This window comes from Pseudomonas sp. Pseusp3, from assembly GCF_047304225.1.
In the GTDB taxonomy this organism is placed as follows: domain Bacteria; phylum Pseudomonadota; class Gammaproteobacteria; order Pseudomonadales; family Pseudomonadaceae; genus Aquipseudomonas; species Aquipseudomonas fluorescens_CD.
On sequence record NZ_JBGLYV010000118.1, the window covers coordinates 1 to 16,491 of the forward strand.

At 61.9% G+C, this 16,491-nt stretch carries 19 protein-coding genes; 11 read left to right on the forward strand and 8 right to left on the reverse strand.

Translation table 11 applies throughout. From position 1 onward, the window contains the following. Nucleotides 1-233 precede the first annotated feature (233 nt). The 10 genes from ACCD00_RS26595 to ACCD00_RS26640 all read left to right on the forward strand — a co-directional run bounded on the left by ACCD00_RS26595 (nt 234) and on the right by ACCD00_RS26640 (nt 8,924). Nucleotides 234-1,607, forward strand: coding sequence for a glutamine synthetase family protein (locus tag ACCD00_RS26595; protein ID WP_413428266.1), 1,374 nt, complete (start codon nt 234-236; stop codon nt 1,605-1,607). Between the two features lie 7 nt (nt 1,608-1,614). Continuing rightward, nucleotides 1,615-3,006: an aldehyde dehydrogenase family protein gene (locus ACCD00_RS26600; protein WP_413428267.1), complete on the forward strand. Its 1,392-nt coding sequence runs from the start codon at nt 1,615-1,617 to the stop codon at nt 3,004-3,006. Between the two features lie 3 nt (nt 3,007-3,009). Then, nucleotides 3,010-4,170, forward strand: a complete 1,161-nt coding sequence (locus ACCD00_RS26605; RefSeq protein WP_413428268.1) for an iron-containing alcohol dehydrogenase — start codon at nt 3,010-3,012, stop codon at nt 4,168-4,170. Between the two features lie 160 nt (nt 4,171-4,330). Further along, a complete protein-coding gene (locus tag ACCD00_RS26610; RefSeq protein ID WP_413428269.1) occupies nt 4,331-5,881 on the forward strand; it encodes an amino acid permease in 1,551 nt (516 codons plus the stop codon). A 196-nt stretch (nt 5,882-6,077) separates the two neighbouring features. Next, complete coding sequence (locus tag ACCD00_RS26615) at nt 6,078-6,368, forward strand: hypothetical protein (RefSeq protein ID WP_413428270.1); 291 nt, start codon at nt 6,078-6,080, stop codon at nt 6,366-6,368. A gap of 81 nt (nt 6,369-6,449) precedes the next feature. Beyond that, nucleotides 6,450-7,028, forward strand: a complete 579-nt coding sequence (locus ACCD00_RS26620; RefSeq protein ID WP_413428271.1) for a chorismate mutase — start codon at nt 6,450-6,452, stop codon at nt 7,026-7,028. A gap of 131 nt (nt 7,029-7,159) precedes the next feature. Then, complete coding sequence (locus ACCD00_RS26625; RefSeq protein WP_413428272.1) at nt 7,160-7,534, forward strand: hypothetical protein; 375 nt, start codon at nt 7,160-7,162, stop codon at nt 7,532-7,534. Continuing rightward, complete coding sequence (locus ACCD00_RS26630; protein WP_007988375.1) at nt 7,531-7,731, forward strand: helix-turn-helix transcriptional regulator; 201 nt, start codon at nt 7,531-7,533, stop codon at nt 7,729-7,731. The genes ACCD00_RS26625 and ACCD00_RS26630 overlap by 4 nt, the downstream gene beginning before the upstream one ends. A 27-nt stretch (nt 7,732-7,758) precedes the next feature. After that, a complete protein-coding gene (locus ACCD00_RS26635) occupies nt 7,759-8,493 on the forward strand; it encodes an SGNH/GDSL hydrolase family protein (RefSeq protein ID WP_413428273.1) in 735 nt (244 codons plus the stop codon). 2 nt (nt 8,494-8,495) lie between these two features. Beyond that, the gene (locus tag ACCD00_RS26640) at nt 8,496-8,924 is read left to right on the forward strand and encodes a nuclear transport factor 2 family protein (RefSeq protein ID WP_413428274.1); all 429 of its coding nucleotides are present in this window, start codon (nt 8,496-8,498) and stop codon (nt 8,922-8,924) included. 146 nt (nt 8,925-9,070) lie between these two features. Here the strand turns inward: ACCD00_RS26640 and ACCD00_RS26645 are convergent, their stop codons facing one another. The 4 genes from ACCD00_RS26645 to ACCD00_RS26660 are packed head-to-tail and all read right to left on the reverse strand — an operon-like array spanning nt 9,071 to nt 13,312. Continuing rightward, nucleotides 9,071-10,195, reverse strand: coding sequence for an agmatine deiminase family protein (locus ACCD00_RS26645; RefSeq protein ID WP_413428275.1), 1,125 nt, complete (start codon nt 10,193-10,195; stop codon nt 9,071-9,073). A 49-nt stretch (nt 10,196-10,244) separates the two neighbouring features. Further along, nucleotides 10,245-11,345 carry an extracellular solute-binding protein gene (locus ACCD00_RS26650; protein ID WP_413428276.1) on the reverse strand — a complete coding sequence of 367 codons (1,101 nt, stop codon included), beginning with the start codon at nt 11,343-11,345 and terminating at the stop codon, nt 10,245-10,247. Nucleotide 11,346: 1 nt separating this feature from the next. Continuing rightward, nucleotides 11,347-12,255 carry an N-carbamoylputrescine amidase gene (aguB, locus tag ACCD00_RS26655; RefSeq protein WP_413428277.1) on the reverse strand — a complete coding sequence of 303 codons (909 nt, stop codon included), beginning with the start codon at nt 12,253-12,255 and terminating at the stop codon, nt 11,347-11,349. Nucleotides 12,256-12,259: 4 nt separating this feature from the next. Further along, nucleotides 12,260-13,312, reverse strand: coding sequence for an agmatine deiminase family protein (locus ACCD00_RS26660; protein ID WP_413428278.1), 1,053 nt, complete (start codon nt 13,310-13,312; stop codon nt 12,260-12,262). A 134-nt stretch (nt 13,313-13,446) separates the two neighbouring features. Here ACCD00_RS26660 and ACCD00_RS26665 point away from each other — a divergent pair, with 134 nt between their 5' ends. Then, nucleotides 13,447-14,322 (forward strand): LysR substrate-binding domain-containing protein, encoded by an 876-nt coding sequence (locus ACCD00_RS26665; protein ID WP_413428279.1) that lies wholly within the window; start codon nt 13,447-13,449, stop codon nt 14,320-14,322. Here the strand turns inward: ACCD00_RS26665 and ACCD00_RS26670 are convergent, their stop codons facing one another. The 4 genes from ACCD00_RS26670 to ACCD00_RS26685 all read right to left on the reverse strand — a co-directional run. Continuing rightward, nucleotides 14,323-14,712, reverse strand: coding sequence for a c-type cytochrome (locus ACCD00_RS26670; RefSeq protein ID WP_413428280.1), 390 nt, complete (start codon nt 14,710-14,712; stop codon nt 14,323-14,325). It lies immediately after the preceding gene. 173 nt (nt 14,713-14,885) lie between these two features. Then, complete coding sequence (locus ACCD00_RS26675; protein ID WP_413428281.1) at nt 14,886-15,281, reverse strand: DUF1801 domain-containing protein; 396 nt, start codon at nt 15,279-15,281, stop codon at nt 14,886-14,888. A gap of 62 nt (nt 15,282-15,343) precedes the next feature. Then, complete coding sequence (locus tag ACCD00_RS26680; protein WP_413428282.1) at nt 15,344-15,787, reverse strand: arsenate reductase ArsC; 444 nt, start codon at nt 15,785-15,787, stop codon at nt 15,344-15,346. Between the two features lie 23 nt (nt 15,788-15,810). Next, a partial coding sequence (locus ACCD00_RS26685; RefSeq protein ID WP_413428283.1) for a Ppx/GppA family phosphatase occupies nt 15,811-16,491 on the reverse strand: 681 nt, incomplete at its 5' end.

Here is a 16,491-nt window from a genome sequence, read left to right on the forward strand (position 1 = left end):
GTTCGGGGTTCGGGGTTCGGGGTTCAGGGTTCAGGGTCCGGCATCAAAGTTCATACGCCGTTTCGGTCGTGCGTTGGCTTTCACCTGGCAAAACTCACAGTTTGCAACGGTAGGCTAAGCTTTGATCAACTCGTTGCTCATGATGCTCGGTTCTGCAGGTTTTGGGTGTTTCTGGAGAGCGTCTGCAACAGCGATCTCAGACTGGCCCAAACCTTTCACGCGGGATTGACGTGATGACCGAGCCCCTCCTCAGTTTTGATGAACTCAAGCGCGCCGCGGCTGCCGGCGAAATCGATACCGTGCTGGTCTGCATGATCGACATGCAGGGACGCCTGGTCGGCAAACGATTCCAGGTCGAGTTTTTCATCGACAGCGGCCACGAAGAAACCCACTGCTGCAACTACCTGCTGGCCGATGACATTGACATGGAGCCGGTGCCGGGTTACGCCGCAGCCAGTTGGAGCAAGGGCTATGGCGATTTCGTACTCAAGCCGGACATGTCCACCCTGCGGCGCGTTCCCTGGCTTGAATGCACGGCGCTGGTGCTGTGCGACGTGCTCGATCATCACCATCGCCAGGACCTGCCCCACAGCCCTCGGGCGATTCTGAAAAAACAGGTCGAGCGCCTGCACGCGCGCGGCTATACCGGCATGTTTGCCTCGGAACTCGAGTTCTATCTGTTCGATGAGAGCTACGAGGCGATCCACGAGCGCAACTATCACAAACCGAAAACCGCCGGCCATTACATCGAGGACTACAACATCCTGCAGACCACTCGCGAAGAGCCAGTGCTGCGGGCGATTCGCAAGCATTTGCAGGCATCGGGAATTCCCGTGGAAAACTCCAAGGGGGAATGGGGCCCGGGCCAGGAAGAGATCAACATCCGCTACGCTGATGCCATGACCATGGCCGACCACCACGTCATCATCAAGCACGCCTGCAAAGAGATCGCGCAGTTGCAGGGCAAGGCGATCACCTTCATGGCCAAGTGGCGCTACGACGCCGCCGGCTCCAGCAGTCATATCCATAATTCGCTGTGGGACAAGAACGCCAAAAAGCCGCTGTTCTTCGACGTCAAAGCCGAATTCGGCATGTCGAAACTGATGCGTGCCTGGGTCGCCGGGCAGCTCAAGTACGCCAACGACATCACCTGCTTTCTCGCGCCCTACATCAACTCCTACAAGCGCTTTCAGGCTGGCACTTTTGCGCCGACCCGGGCGGTGTGGAGCCGCGACAATCGCACCGCCGGCTTTCGCTTGTGTGCCGAAGGCAGCAAGGCGATCCGCATCGAATGCCGCATCGGTGGCGCCGACCTCAACCCCTATCTGGCCTTCGCCGCGTTGATCGCAGCGGGCCTGGCCGGTATCGACGAGAAGCTCGACCTCGCGCCGCCGTTCGAAGGTGACGCCTACCTGGATGAGCATTTGCCGGAAGTGTCCAAGACCCTGCGCGAGGCGAGCGCCGCACTCAAGGCCTCCAGCATGTTGCGCAAGGCGTTCGGCGATGAGGTGGTCGACCATTACGTGCACACCGCCGAGTGGGAGCAGAAAGAGTACGACCGGCGAATCACCGACTGGGAATTGCAGCGCGGCTTCGAGCGCTATTGAGAACATCATGACTGCGAAGGTTCAACTGATCTCCCCGGTCGATGGCCGGGTGTACGTCGAACGCGAGGTGGCCGATGCGGCGCAGGTCGAGCAGGCGCTGACGGCCGCTGCCAGCGCACAGGTGTCATGGCAACGCCGCTCACTGAGCGAACGCGCAGCGTTTTGCACTGCCGCAGTGGACGCGATGCTGTCGATGCAGGCGGACATCGTGCCGGAGCTGGCCTGGCAGATGGGTCGCCCGGTGCGTTATGGCGCCGGCGAACTGCGCGGATTCGCCGAACGCGCCCGGCACATGATCGCTATCGCACCGCAGGCCCTTGGCCGGGTAGAACCCGAGCCTGTTGCGGGATTTCGACGCTATATCAAGCGCGAGCCGCTGGGCACTGTACTGGTCGTCGCCCCGTGGAATTACCCCTATCTGACGGCGGTGAACACGATTATCCCGGCGCTGATGGCCGGCAACAGTGTGATCCTCAAACATGCGTCCCAGACGCTGCTGGTGGGCGAGCGTTTCGCCGAGGCCATGCGTCGCGCAAAACTGCCCGAGGGGCTGTTCCAGAATCTGCTGCTCGACCATGTGTCGACCGGGGCGATCATCGCTTGCGGGCGCGTGCAGCAAGTGAACTTCACCGGTTCCGTGGAGGCGGGCAAAGTCATGGAAAGCGCCGCCAGCGGACAATTTCTCGGCATGGGCCTGGAGCTCGGCGGAAAAGACCCGGCCTATGTCCGCGCAGACGCCAACCTTGAACATGCGGTGGAAAATCTGGTGGACGGCAGTTTCTTCAATTCCGGGCAGAGTTGCTGCGCCGTGGAACGTATCTACGTCGACCAGAAAATCTTCCCGGTGTTTGTCGAGCGCTTCGCCGAATTGACCCGCCAGTACGTGCTGGGCAACCCGCTGGACGAAGCCACCACCCTCGGTCCGCTGGTGACACCGGGCGCCGCATTCTTCGTTCGTGGCCAGATCGCCGAAGCGCTGGCCCAGGGCGCAACGGCGCTGATCGATCCGCAGGCATTTACCGCCGACGTACCGGGCAGTGCCTACCTCGCGCCGCAGGTCCTGGTCGATGTCACCCATCAAATGTCGGTCATGCGCGATGAAAGCTTTGGCCCGGTGGTCGGCATCATGCCGGTGGCCAGTGATGACGAGGCCATTGCCTTGATGAACGACAGTGAATTCGGGCTCAGCGCTTCTATCTGGACCCGGGATCTCGTAGCGGCCGAACGCCTGGGCAACGAGATCGCCACCGGCACCGTATTCATGAACCGCTGCGATTACCTCGACCCGGCACTGGCCTGGACCGGCGTGAAGCACAGCGGGCGCGGCGTCACTCTGTCGCCATTGGGCTACGAGCACCTGACCCGCGCCAAATCCTTTCATCTGCGTCACGAGGTGTAGACCATGAACCTGACAGGAAACTGGAACTACCCCACCAGCGTTCGTTTCGGTGTCGGGCGCATCGCCGAACTGGCCGACGTCTGTCGCAGCCAGGGTATCCAGCGGCCGTTGCTGGTGACCGACAGCGGCCTGGCGCGCGCGCCGATCACCACGGCGGCGCTGGACGCGTTGCGTGCCGCCGGTCTTGGTGTCGCGCTGTTCTGTGACCTCAAGCCCAACCCGGTGGAAGCCAACCTGGCCGGCGGGCTCGACGCCTGGCGTGCCGGCGGGCACGACGGCGTGATCGCTTTCGGCGGCGGCAGTGGCCTGGACATGGGCAAGCTGATTGCGTTCATGAGCGGCCAGACCCGCCCGGTCTGGGACTTCGAAGACATCGGCGACTACTGGACCCGCGCCGACGACAGCCGCATCGCCCCGGTCATTGCGGTACCGACCACGGCGGGAACCGGTTCCGAAGTGGGTCGCGCGGCGGTGATTATCGACGAACGCACCCACACCAAACGCATCATCTTCCACCCGAAGATGATGCCGCGCGTGGTGATCAGCGACCCGGCCCTCACCGTCGGCATGCCGGCCAAAATCACCGCTGGCACCGGCATGGATGCATTCTCCCACTGCCTGGAAGCGTACTGCGCCCCCGGCTTTCACCCCCTGGCCGATGGCATTGCCGTGGAAGGCATGCGCCTGGTGGCCAATTCACTGGTGAAGGCGGTACACACGCCGTCGGACCTTGAGGCACGCGCGCAAATGCTCGCAGCGGCGGCGATGGGCGCCACGGCATTCCAGAAAGGCCTGGGCGGGATGCATGCGCTGTCGCATCCGGTGGGCGCGCTGTACGACACCCATCACGGCATGACCAATGCCACCTTCATGCCTTACGTCCTGCAGTTCAATCGCACGGCCATCGAGGAGCGCATCACCCGCCTGGCGGCGTACCTGCGCCTGCCCTCCCCGGGGTTCGACAGTTTCCAGGCCTTCGTCCTCAAGCTGCGCAAGGACATCGGCGTGCCCCATACCCTGGTTGAACTGGGCGTGGATGACCGGCAGGCCGACCTGATCGCGGACATGGCGATTGTCGACCCCTCCGCCGGTGGTAACCCGTTGCCATTGACCCGGGACGGCGTGGCAAGGATTTTCGACGCGGCGTTTCACGGCCGTCTGTAGGAGCGAGCCGGCTCGCGATGGACTTGAGGATGACGCGGGGTGTCAGGCTCCCCGCGTCATCGTTGACGCTCATCGCGAGCAAGCTCGCTCCTACAGAAAACCAAGGTCGAGCCTACGGCGGCTCAGTTCGGCCTGTCCAAAACCTGAAGGGGCACACATCATGAACCCAGCAAGCCAGCCCGGCACCGACGCGCACGACGATGACGTCAAGGTGCTGCACAGCATGGGCTATGCCCAGCAACTCTCACGACGAATGGGCGTTTTCTCAAACTTTGCCATTTCCTTTTCGATCATCTGCATCCTCTCGGGTGGCATCAACTCCCTGGCCCAGGGCACCTCGGGCGCGGGGGGTATATCCATCGGGATCGGCTGGCCGATCGGCTGCCTGATCTCCGGGGTGTTCGCCATGGCCATGGCGCAGATTTCCTCGGCCTACCCCACCGCTGGCGGCCTGTACCACTGGGGCTCGATCCTGGGTAACCGCTTCACCGGCTGGCTGACCGCGTGGTTCAACCTGCTGGGGCTGGTCACGGTACTCGGGGCGATCAACGTCGGCACCTATTACTTCTTTTTCGGGGCCTTCGGACCGGCACTGGGCATGGAGGACACGACCACGGTCAGGGTGATTTTCCTGGCGATCCTCACCGGCCTGCAGGCCTTGTGCAACCACTTGGGCATCGGGCTCACCGCCAAGCTCACCGACTTCTCCGGCTACCTGATCTTCGCCACGGCGCTGGCGTTGACCATCGTCTGCCTGATCTCGGCGCCCAGCTACGAGTTCGCCCGGTTGTGGACCTTCAACAACTATTCCGGCGAGTTGGGCGGCAGTGTCTGGCCGCAGGTCTCGAACGGCTGGATATTCATGCTCGGCCTGCTGTTGCCGATCTACACCATCACCGGCTATGACGCCTCTGCGCATACCTCCGAGGAAACCCGCAATGCGGCCATGTCGGTGCCCCGTGGCATGGTCATGTCGGTGGTCTGGTCGTTGCTGTTCGGCTGGCTGATGCTCAGCGCGTTCGTGCTGATGCTGCCGAGCATGGACGACGCGGCCAAACAAGGCTGGAACGTGTTTTTCTGGGCCATGAATACGCAAGTGAACCCGTTGCTTCGGGACGTGCTGTACGTGGCGATTTTCATCTCGCAGGTGCTCTGCGGACTGGCCACCGTGACCTCGGTTTCGCGCATGATCTTCGCGTTCTCCCGGGATGGCGGCCTGCCTTGCTCGAAAGCGCTGGCCTCGGTGTCGCCGACCTTTCGCAGCCCGGTGGCGGCGATCTGGACCGGTGCCACCCTCGCCGTGCTGTTCGACTGGGGCTCGTCGGTGATCTCGGTCGGGGCAACGCCGGTCTATACGATCGTCGTCTCCTGTACGGTGATCTTCCTGTTCTTCTCCTTCGCCATCCCCATCGTGCTCGGCCTGTTTACCTTCGGGACTTCGAAATGGCCGACCATGGGGCCGTGGAACATGGGGCGTTTCTGGTACTCGGTGTTCGCCATCCTCTCGGTCCTGTCGATGATCATCATCTTCGTCATCGGCATCCAGCCACCCAACGATTGGGCGCTGTACATCACCATCGGCTTCCTGATCCTGACCGCCATCGTCTGGTTCGGTTTTGAAGCACGACGGTTCCAGGGGCCGCCGGTGGGCGACATGATCGTCAAGCGCCAGGCTGAAATTGCCGCGGCGGAAGCGGCGTTGAACAAATAATCTAAAGGGAATCACTGTAGGAGCGAGCTTGCTCGCGATGGTCGTTAACGATACCGCGTGTTTACTGGCTAAACGTGGTGCTCTTGAGTCCATCGCGAGCAAGCTCGCTCCTACAGGGTTCGGGCGTCATCAACCGGGCTTTTTTGCAGACCGATGATTTATCCTGTGCCTCCCCGATTCCGCCCCGGAGACACCCGTGCCCGCCCTCACCGCCCGCGAGGTTTACCAACAGTTGCGCGACGCCGCCCAGGGCATTCGCACGTTCAAGCGCCTCGATGAACACTGTGCGTCGAATCCTTTACAGGTCGACATCGACGGCTGGCGCCTGACGCTCGACGTCGACGCCGGCCACCTGCGCCACTGCCTGCACGGCCAGAGCCCCGATGGCCGCAAGTATGCGTTCGACAGCGGGCAGCGCTTCGGCACCGATCCGGTGAGTTTGCTCAGCACCTGGGAACTGGCGCAGATCGAACGGCTGCTGGCCTGAATCCTGCGCAACCTGTCGTTCCCTGGCCGCACTTGTGGTACACAAGCCGCAGTGATTTTTGCGTCCAAGGAGGTTCTGCCCATGCCCCGTTCCCCACGCCTGCCGCACTGGCTGGCCTGCGCCCTGCTCGCTTTGTCCGCTGGCGGTGTCCAGGCCAGCACGACGCCCCCGGCGCCCGATGCCTTGCAACCCTTGCTGGCAACGATGAATGAGCGGTTGAACATCAGTGAACTGGTGGCGCTCACCAAGTGGGACAGCGGCAAACCGGTCCAGGACAACGCCCGGGAAGCGCAGGTCATCGCCAACGCCAGGAAGCAGGCGGCCGAGCGCAAGCTCGACCCCGACGACGTCGCCGACCTGATCGCCGCCCAGATCGAGGCCAGCAAACTGGTGCAATACGGCCGGCTCGCGCAATGGCAAGCCGCGCACAAGGCACCGGACACACCACGGCCGGACCTCAACAACGAAATCCGGCCGAAGCTCGACAAACTGCAAAACCTGCTGCTCAAGCAGTACGCCGATTTCCTGCCCTACCGCAAAGACCCGAACTGCCCGCAATGGCTGGCCTCGGAACGCTCCGCGCTGATCAAGGATGACCTGCATGATCAGGCGTTGATTCGGGCAACCGGGGAGTTGTGTGTTGTGGGTCGATGGCAGTGATGTGATCGAGACGAAGAGCCCGGCCTGATCAGCCGGGCTTTTTCATGCTCCGGCCGACGATGTAAAACACCCTTTACACCCGTGAATTCTCCGGCGAATATGTAAAGGGACTTTTACATCAGGAGGATGCAATGAAACGCTTCTACATCGAAATGGGCGTCGCGATTACGCTGTACACCCTGTTGTTGCTGGTGTCGGTGATTTTGCTTAAAGACCAGCAAGAAATGGCCATGGCGCTGAAGGTCATCGTCACACTGTTGCCTGTAATTCCTGCGGGGCTGATGTGTTGGGCAGTGGTGCGCAATATGCGCACGCTGGACGAAATGCACCTGCGTATTCAGTACGAAGCGCTCGGTTTTGCCTTTGCCGCTTCGGCATTGCTGACCTTCACCTATGGTTTTCTGGAGAATGTCGGCTTTCCGCACGTGTCCTGGGTCTGTGTGTGGCCAGTGATGGGCCTGATGTGGATGATCGGGCTCAGACTTGCCAAGCGGCGGTATCAATGAAAAACCGGCTCAAGGAACTGCGCGCCGAACGCAAGTGGTCTCAGGTCGATCTGGCGGCGTTGTTGAATGTTTCGCGGCAGACCATCAATGCCATCGAAAATGGCCGCTATGATCCCAGCCTGCCCTTGGCGTTTCAGATTGCCCGGGCATTTGCGCTGCCAATCGAGAGCATTTTCGACGATGAGTTCGCTGGGTAATCTCCCTCTTCAATCAGGCGCCTGTCCATGAGCCGCACCGAAACCCTCGCCAAAATCCTGCTCGGCCCGTTGTTGCTGGTGCAGGGCCTGTACACACGGCGGGTGACGCCCCGGTTGCCGGAGGCCGAAGGTGAACGCCTGGGCGAGGCTGGCAGTGGCGACGTTCTGCGCCTGTTGATTGTGGGCGACAGCGCTGCTGCCGGCGTGGGTGCGGCGACTCAAGGTGAAGCCCTCAGCGGTCGGCTGGTCGAGCGCCTGGCCGATGATTATCAGGTGTCATGGAAACTCTGGGCGCGCTCCGGCCTGGATTCGCAAGGGTTGCTGGAGCTGTTGGAACAGCACGCCCCGGAGCCGTTCGATGTGGCGCTGTTGTCGATTGGTGTCAACGACGTCACCAGCTCACTCACCCTGGATCAGTGGCTCGCTCGGCAACAGCGATTGATCGCGCTGTTATGCGACAGATTCGCGGTGAGGCAGATTGTGCTGTCGCCGCTTCCGCCCATGCACCTGTTCCCCGCCCTGCCGCAGCCGCTGCGCTGGTTCCTGGGGTTCAGGGCGCGTCGTTTCAATGCACATCTTGCGGACCTGGCCGCACGCGTGGATCAATGTACGATGCTGAGCACCCCGCTGGCACCCGAACCGGGCTTGATGGCCAGCGATGGTTTTCATCCGGGGCCGATGCTCTACCGTCAATGGGCCGACGATGCCGCCAGGGTGATCGACCAACATTTTCGCACCACAACAATAAAAAACAGGAGTTGAAGATGTCTGAGCTGAACCTGAACCCCAACGTCGCAGCGTCCCTGAAGCAGTGGCACGCGATGATCGGCAAGCGCGACTTGAGCGCCTTGCCCGAAATGCTCGACCCGCAGGCGGTGTTCCGTTCGCCGATGGCACACACGCCGTATCCGGGGGCGCCGGTGGTTTCGATGATCCTCAACACGGTCGTGAACGTGTTCGAGGATTTTGCCTATCACCGTGAGTTGGCCACGCCGGATGGCTTGAACGTGATTCTCGAATTCAGCGCCAAAGTCGGCGAGAAAGAGCTCAAGGGCATCGACATGATCCGCTTCAACGAACAAGGCAAGATCGTCGAGTTTGAAGTGATGGTGCGGCCGCTGAGTGGCTTGCAGGCGTTGGGTGAGGAAATGGGACGGCGGTTGGGGGCTTATCTGAAGGCCAGCAAGGCCTGACGTCCTGATCCCCACCTGTAGGAGCGAGCCTGCTCGCGATGAACTCAAGAGCGCCGCGTTTAGCCAGCAAGCACGCGTTTTCGTTAACGACCATCGCGAGCAAGCTCGCTCCTACAGGTACAGGTTTTGTGTAAAACCGGAAGCCATCACACCATCGGCTGGTGGCTGGTTACGCAGTGAATGCCGCCTCCACCCGCAGAGATCGCGTCAATGTCGATCTGCACCACCTCGCGGTCCGGGTAGAGTTCGGACAAGAGGTCGAAGGCTTTGGCGTCCGCTTCCTTGTCGCCGAATTGCGGTGCGATGATCGCGCCATTGATCACGAAGTAGTTGATGTAGCCGGCAGCGAAATCCGGGTTGTCCTTGCTGAACTTGCTGTTGCGCGGGTTGAGCGGCGGCGACACGGTATGCACCTGCAACTTGCGGCCATCGGCATCCGTGGCACTTTCCAGGATTTCCAGATGGGCGCGAGTGACCTTGTAGTCGTAGGACTCGGGGTCGTTGTCGAGGTTGGCGATCACCACGCCGGGCTTGACGAAGCGCGCATAGAAGTCGACATGGGCGTCGGTGATGTCCTTGCCCTTGATGCCCGGCAGCCAGATGATTTTGCGCAGACCCAGCCGCTCCTTCAGTTCCGCCTCGACCTCGGCCTTGCTCCAGTCCGGATTGCGATTGCGGTTGATCCAGCTGCTTTCGGTCATGATCCCGGTGCCGTGGCCATCCACTTCGATGCCACCGCCCTCACCCACCAGTTCGCTGCGCAGGTAATCCGCCTTGGCGTCTCCGGCGACCAGGGCGGCCAGTTGCGCATCGTCCTCATGCTGCTGTTTGTTGCCCCAGCCATTGAAGTTGAAGTCCACGGCGCCGAGCTTGCCGTTGTCATCGATGACAAAATTGGCGCCGATGTCGCGCATCCAGATGTCATCCAGATCGGCGATCACGAAGGTCGTGTTGTGGCTGCCGCATTTGGCTTCGGCCAGGCGCCGTTCGCTCTGGCGACAGAACACGGTGACCGGCTCGTATTCCGCGATCGCGCGGGCAATCCGGCCAAGGGCGTCTTGCACGTGGGGCGTGAAATCCTCCCAGATCGCGGCCTGTGCCCCGAAGGCGATGAAGGCCCGCTGATGTTTGTCCCCTTCATCGGGCATGTACCACTTGCCGTTACCGGCCGCTCGCACCGGCAGGGAGGTAAAGCCCAATCCCATGGACGCCAGTGCGCCCAGTCCGGCGGCGACCGATACCTGCTTGATGAATGTTCGACGTGTCGGCATGTATTTTCCTGAAATCTCGGGTGTGGCCGGCCCTCGGGCCGGCCAGTGATCATTTAACGGTAGCGGTTTTGAACTTGGTCCAGGTGCGCATGCGTGCCCGCATGTCGGACTGGGGGATGTCCTTGCCGGGAATCAGCCGCGCGTAAGTGGCTTCATCAAGGTAGATGTCCGGGTTGTTGCGCATCACGGCATCGACGTCCGGCCGCGCCTTGGCGTTGGAGGTCGGATAGCCGGTGAAGTTGCTGATGGCTGCCATGTTCTGCGGGCGCATCACGAAGTTGATGAACGCGTAGGCGTACTCCGGATGCTGCGCGTCGACGGGAATGGCCATGGTGTCCATCCACACCGTGGTGCCTTCGCGGGGAATGCGGTAGTGGAAGGTGGTTTTCTTGCCGGCGCTGTCAGAGGTGCGCTGCGCCTGAGTCATGTCGCCGCTGTAGCCGAGGGACACACACAGGTTGCCGTTGACCAGGTCGGTCACCGGTTGCGACTGGAACTTGCGAATGTACGGCCGCAGCTTCAGCAGCAGCTCGCTCGCCGCCGCCAGGTCGGCCGGTTTGGCGCTGCGTGGATCGCGGCCGAGGTAGTTGAGCACCACGGCCAGCACTTCGTCCGGCGAGTCGATCATCGAGATGCCACAGTCGGCGAACTTCGCCGCCAGCTCCGGCTTGAACAGCATGTCCAGGCTGTCTACCGGCGCGTCTGGCGCACGCTTGGCAATCTGTTCGGCGTTGTAGGTCAGGCCGATGGTGCCCCAGGTATACGGGACCGTGGCCTTGCTCGAATGCTCATAGTGCGAGCGCAGCTTTTGCAAACCGGGCTCGACGTCATTCAGGGCGGTGATTTTTGACTGATCCAGGGGCTGCAAACTGCCGGCGCGCATCAGGCGTTCAGCCACGGTGTCACCGGGGAAGATCAGGTCGTAGCCACTGCCGCCAGCGAGCATTTTCGCTTCCAGGGTTTCACTGCCGTCCATGACGTCGTAGATCACCTTGATCCCGGTTTCGGCGGTGAACCTGCTGAGGGTGTCCTCGGCAAAATAATCGGCCCAGTTGTACAGCCGCAGGGTTTTCTCCTCGGCGTACAGCGCAGGCACCGCACAGGTCAGCGCCAGCCCCATGGCCAGGCACAGCTTGTTGATCGTGTTCATGTCACACCCCTTGGGTTGCCCAGCGTGAATGGATCTGACGACCGTCCTGGGTCAACAAGGCTCCGTACATTTCCGGACGGCGATCGCGGTAGATGCCCCAGGTCAGGCGGTCTTCAAGCATGGCCGCCAGGTCCAGGCTGTGGACCAGCACACCGGTGCTGTCGCGGTCGGCTTCGGCGAGCAACTTGCCTTTATGGTTGCAGATGAACGACGAGCCATAGAAGCTCATTTGCAGGGTCGGGTCGGTGGTCGCCGCTTCCCGACCGACACGGTTGGCGGCCACCACCGGCAGCAGGTTGGCGGCGGCGTGGCCGCGCATGGTCATCTGCCAGTGATCGCGCGAATCCAGGGTGGCGCAGCCAGGCTCAGAGCCGATGGCCGTGGGGAACAGCAGCACTTCGGCGCCCATCAGGGCCAGGCAGCGGGCGGTTTCGGGGAACCACTGGTCCCAGCAGATGCCCAGGCCGATGCGCCCGAACGCGGTGTCCCAGACCCGGAAACCGCTGTCGCCTGGGCTGAAGTACTCCTTCTCCTGATAGCCGATGGCGTTGGGGATATGGGTCTTGCGGTACACACCCAACAGACGCCCGTCGGCGTCGGCCACGCTCAACGAATTGAAGTACGCATTGCCGGCCTTCTCGTACCAGCTCAGCGGCAGCACCACACCCAATTCCCTGGCCAACTCGGCGAAGCGCTTGAGCACGTGGCTGTCGCGGTACTCCTCGGCCAGCGCCAGGTGTTTGTGGTGTTGCTCGATGCAGAAATACGGCGTGGCGAACAGCTCCTGCAGCAGGATGACCTGCGCGCCCTTGGCCGCGGCCTCGCGGACCAGTTGCTCGGCCTGGTCGAGGTTGTGTCTGAGGTCCCAGGTGCAGGGCATCTGGGTAGTGGCGATAGTCAGCAGTGTCATGGCATCAACCCCGCACCGGCCAGGCCGGCTGTTGCTGGGTGATGCAATGCACACCGCCGCCGCCATGGGCCAGATGGTTGATCCGCACCGGCACCACTTCACGACCGGGGAACGCCTGCGCCAGCACTTCGGCAGCAACCTTGTCGGCATCGATGCCATAGGCCGGCATGATGATCGCACCGTTGGCGATGTAGAAATTGGTGTAGGAAGCGCAGAACACTTCGGCCTCGGTGTCCACCGCATCGGTGGCTTCATGGAGTTCGATCAGCTCGAACTTGCGCCCCTGGGCGTCGGTGGCCAACTCCAGGGCGCGGCGGTTCTCACGGGCCACTTCGGCGTACACCGATTGCTTGTCGTGGGTGGCGTCCACCAGCAACACGCCGGGACGGGCAAACGCGCACACGCCATCGACGTGGCCGTCGGTCATGTCGCCGGTCACGTAATCCGGATCGCCCGGCAGCCAGATGGTTTTCTTCACGCCCAGCAGACGGGTGAAGATCTCTTCGATCTCGGCCTTGGTCACGCCCGGATTGCGATTAGGGTTGAGCAACACCGACTCGGTGGTGATCAGCGTGCCCTCGCCGTCCACATGAATCGCACCGCCCTCGTTGCTCAGCGCCGTACCGAAACACTCCAGCCCCAACTGGTTGAGCGCGCGACGGGCCAGGCTTTCGTCCAGATCGTGGGCCGACTTGCCGCCCCAGGCATTGAAGCGCCAGCTCACACCGGCCAGGCCTTGCTGCGGGTGGCAGACGAAGCTCGGGCCGGAGTCACGGCACCAGCTGTCGTTGACCGCCAGTTCGATCAACTCGATGTTCGGTCCGCACAAGGCTTTGGCACTGGCGACCGCTGACGGGTCGACCACCAGTTTCACCGGCTCAAAACGGGCGATGGCGTTGGCCACGCGGGCGAAGTCCTCCTGGACCTGTGGCAGTGTCACCCGCCAGCCTGACTCCCAAAGGGTCTTGTTGTGCGGCCAGACCATCCAGGTGGCGGCGTGGGTGACCCACTCGGCTGGCATCATCCAACCGCTGTTTTGAATTGCGTTCTGCTGCATGACAAGTACCTCTAAGTTAAGTCATTGTGTTCAATGAAAACGGCCTTGGCGGTCTTTGCATGCATGCTACGGCTGGAAAAACGGGCAAACAAACGATGGATTTTGCAGGCAACTGATTAGAGGAACTTATCGATATGCTCAAACACTGGCCGCCCCTGAGCACCCTGCGCGGCTTCGAAGCCGCCGCCCGGCTGGGCAGTTTTCATAAGGCCGCCGAAGAGTTGCACCTCACCCAATCGGCGATCAGCCAGCAGATCCGCAGCCTTGAGGCTTACCTTGAACAACCGCTGTTCTATCGCAGCGGGCGCAGCGTCAGCCTGACCGATGCCGGTCACGATCTGCTGAGCACCACCCAGGCGTTGTTGCAGCAACTGGCGGTGGGCATTCGCCGGCTGGGGCAATACCAGAAGCCCAATCAACTGGTGCTCAACACCACCCCGGCGTTTGCCCGGCACTGGTTGTTGCCGCGCCTGGGGGATTTTCGTCGGCAGCATCCGCAGGTCGACCTTTGGGTTTTCAGCACTAATGAAGTGCCGGACATGGCCAGCCAGACCATCGACCTGGCGGTGCGCGACGACATCAGCTCCCAGGCCGAATGCAGTTTCAAGGTGCTGCACGCCGACCGCCTCTACCCGGCGTGTCACCCGAGCCTGCTGGCCGTGCCCGTGGAACAGCGCACCACCCTGCATGGCGAGCGGGAAATGGACTGGAGCCACTGGGCGGTGGAATCGGGGATCGATGTGGGGCAGATGGATCAGGGGCTGAATTTTTCCGATCCGGGTTTACTGCTGGACGCAGCCTGCACCGGGCTCGGCATTGCGCTGGTGAGCCAGTTGCTGAGTCGGCAGGCGCGGGCCACCGGGCTGTTGCAGCCGATGGTGGAGCAAACCATCCGCGGCCCGAACTGGGCACTGCTGACGCACCGTGACAGCGAGAACATCCCGATGGCGCGGGCCTTCACCGAGTGGCTGGTGGACAACCTGGCGGCCGACCAGCAGGCCACCGCGTGATTATTGCGCCGGGAAGGTTTGCAGGTAGGCGAGCAGGTCTTCGATTTTTTCCGGGTCACTGAGGCCCCAGAAAATCATGCGAGTGCCGGGGACGACTTTCTTCGGTGCTTCGAGGTAGGCGATCAGGGTTTCGCGGTCCCAGACCAGGTTGGCTGATTTCATCGCATCGGAATACACGTAGTCCGTGGTCACGGCGGAATGGCGACCGATCACGCCATTGAGCTGCGGGCCAAAGAAGGCGCGAGCCCCTTCGCCGATCTGATGGCAGCCGCTGCAGAGGCGCTTGAACACTTTCTCCCCGGCTTGTGCATCGCCTGCGGCAAGGGCGGGTATGCTGAACAGACCAGCGGTGAGCGCCGAGGCGAGGGTCAGTGCTGTGAGTTTCTTCATGTTCCATTTCCAGTCTGCGATTGCTCGCTATTGGAACATGACCGGCAATGATGTGCATTCCCTGTGGGAGCGGGCTTGCTCGCGAAGGCGGTCAACCCGCCACCTGCGATGTTGGAGGTGATGGCCTCTTCGCGAGCAAGCCCGCTCCCACAGAAGGGGATCTGTGTGCTGGCTTACTTTTTGGATCGGGATGTATTGAGCTCGATTGCCGCCTGAATCAACGCCTCCAGGGCCTTTTCATCGATTTGCTCACCCTCGCGGATATCGATCGCACGCCGCGTATTGCCTTCAAGGCTGGCGTTGAACAGCTTCGACGGATCGTCCAGCGAAGCGCCCTTGGCGAAGGTCATCTTCACCACTTGTTTGTACGTCTCGCCGGTGCAAATGATGCCGGCACGGGACCACACCGGCACGCCCCGCCACTTCCACTCTTCAATCACTTGCGGGTCGGCCTGGCGGATGATCCTGCGGATGCGGGCCAGGGTTTCGCCGCGCCAGTCGGCCAGTTCGCGGATTCGCTCGTCGATCAGCGCCGAGGCTTCATTTGAGTCAACCTTTTCCGTTTGCATACCCGCCTCCACCTTCTTCATGAGGGTTGTGACCGATGAGGGTAGACGGTGTTCGAAGCTTTTCAGGAATCGCTGACTGACGGCGCCTGGGCCACGTGTCGGGTTTTCACCATGACGAACATTTTGATGCGGTCGCCGATTTCCTGAAGGGTATGGCGGAACGGGTCGTGCCTTTCGCTGGTGGTCGGGTCTTCGAAACTCCAGACGATCACCTCACCGCTAAACGGCATGCGCGAGGCCTCTTCGGAGGACTTGTCGCACAGGGTGATGACGTAGTCGAACACCTGGCCTTCGAAATCCTCGAGGGACTTGCTGCGCAAGCCGCTGGCATCGACATTGATGTGTTCAAGGGATTCGAAGGTGCGCGGGTCGATCTCGGTGGCCTCAAGCCCGGCGCTGTAAGCCTGGAAGTCGGCAGGGTCGGTGTGGCGAAGCAAGGCTTCGGCCATGGGTGAGCGGACATCGTTTCTGGCACAGACGAACAGCACTCGACGGGGGTCGGTCATGGGTTTACCTCGGCTGGCAGGTTTCAGTGTTTGCTCATCAATCCGTGCAGCACGCCGAACCGCAAACCCGGTTCAGACGCAATCATATGCGTGATCCCGAACACCTTGAACGCCGCCAGCATCACCACCAGACCACCGGGCAGAATGCTCAGGCGGTGGGTGGGCAAACCCGCCAACTTCAGGTGTTTCACATGTTTGACTTCCAGCAGGCGCAACGACAGGCGCAACAGGCCGCCGTAGGTGATGCCGCTTTGACCGTCGTCATTGAGGCCATTGGCCTTGAGCACCTTGGCCAGCATCCGCGCCGTGCCTGAGGAACCGATCGCCTGCTGCCAGCCCATGGCCCGGTAACGCCGGGCAATGCGTTCGAATTGCACCGTGGCTGCGCGTTCGGCCTCCAGCAGCGCTTCGGCCACGATCCGCCCGCCGTGGAAGTAATGCGCACCGAAGGTTCCGCTGCCGATGGCAATGCTCTCGGTGACCAGCAACCGGTCGCCACAGCCGATGATCATTTCCGTGGAGCCGCCGCCGATATCCACCACCAGCCGCGTGCTTTGCGCCGGCAAGGTGTGGGCCACGCCGGCGTAGACCAGTTGCGCCTCTTCGTGACCGGAAATGACGTCGATGCGAAAGCCCAGGTGGCGCTCGGCGCTGGCCAGGAACAGCGGCGCGTTGTCCGCTTCGCGCACGGCACTGGTGGCCAC

What these genes read in the sequence shown, in the direction of transcription:
- ACCD00_RS26595 (WP_413428266.1), top strand. Translation starts at nt 234, where the DNA reads ATGACCGAGCCCCTCCTCAGTTTTGATGAACTCAAGCGCGCCGCGGCT.
- ACCD00_RS26600 (WP_413428267.1), top strand. Translation starts at nt 1,615, where the DNA reads ATGACTGCGAAGGTTCAACTGATCTCCCCGGTCGATGGCCGGGTGTAC.
- ACCD00_RS26605 (WP_413428268.1), top strand. Translation starts at nt 3,010, where the DNA reads ATGAACCTGACAGGAAACTGGAACTACCCCACCAGCGTTCGTTTCGGT.
- ACCD00_RS26610 (WP_413428269.1), top strand. Translation starts at nt 4,331, where the DNA reads ATGAACCCAGCAAGCCAGCCCGGCACCGACGCGCACGACGATGACGTC.
- ACCD00_RS26620 (WP_413428271.1), top strand. Translation starts at nt 6,450, where the DNA reads ATGCCCCGTTCCCCACGCCTGCCGCACTGGCTGGCCTGCGCCCTGCTC.
- ACCD00_RS26625 (WP_413428272.1), top strand. Translation starts at nt 7,160, where the DNA reads ATGAAACGCTTCTACATCGAAATGGGCGTCGCGATTACGCTGTACACC.
- ACCD00_RS26630 (WP_007988375.1), top strand. Translation starts at nt 7,531, where the DNA reads ATGAAAAACCGGCTCAAGGAACTGCGCGCCGAACGCAAGTGGTCTCAG.
- ACCD00_RS26635 (WP_413428273.1), top strand. Translation starts at nt 7,759, where the DNA reads ATGAGCCGCACCGAAACCCTCGCCAAAATCCTGCTCGGCCCGTTGTTG.
- ACCD00_RS26640 (WP_413428274.1), top strand. Translation starts at nt 8,496, where the DNA reads ATGTCTGAGCTGAACCTGAACCCCAACGTCGCAGCGTCCCTGAAGCAG.
- ACCD00_RS26645 (WP_413428275.1), bottom strand. Translation starts at nt 10,195, where the DNA reads ATGCCGACACGTCGAACATTCATCAAGCAGGTATCGGTCGCCGCCGGA.
- ACCD00_RS26650 (WP_413428276.1), bottom strand. Translation starts at nt 11,345, where the DNA reads ATGAACACGATCAACAAGCTGTGCCTGGCCATGGGGCTGGCGCTGACC.
- aguB (WP_413428277.1), bottom strand. Translation starts at nt 12,255, where the DNA reads ATGACACTGCTGACTATCGCCACTACCCAGATGCCCTGCACCTGGGAC.
- ACCD00_RS26660 (WP_413428278.1), bottom strand. Translation starts at nt 13,312, where the DNA reads ATGCAGCAGAACGCAATTCAAAACAGCGGTTGGATGATGCCAGCCGAG.
- ACCD00_RS26665 (WP_413428279.1), top strand. Translation starts at nt 13,447, where the DNA reads ATGCTCAAACACTGGCCGCCCCTGAGCACCCTGCGCGGCTTCGAAGCC.
- ACCD00_RS26670 (WP_413428280.1), bottom strand. Translation starts at nt 14,712, where the DNA reads ATGAAGAAACTCACAGCACTGACCCTCGCCTCGGCGCTCACCGCTGGT.
- ACCD00_RS26675 (WP_413428281.1), bottom strand. Translation starts at nt 15,281, where the DNA reads ATGCAAACGGAAAAGGTTGACTCAAATGAAGCCTCGGCGCTGATCGAC.
- ACCD00_RS26680 (WP_413428282.1), bottom strand. Translation starts at nt 15,787, where the DNA reads ATGACCGACCCCCGTCGAGTGCTGTTCGTCTGTGCCAGAAACGATGTC.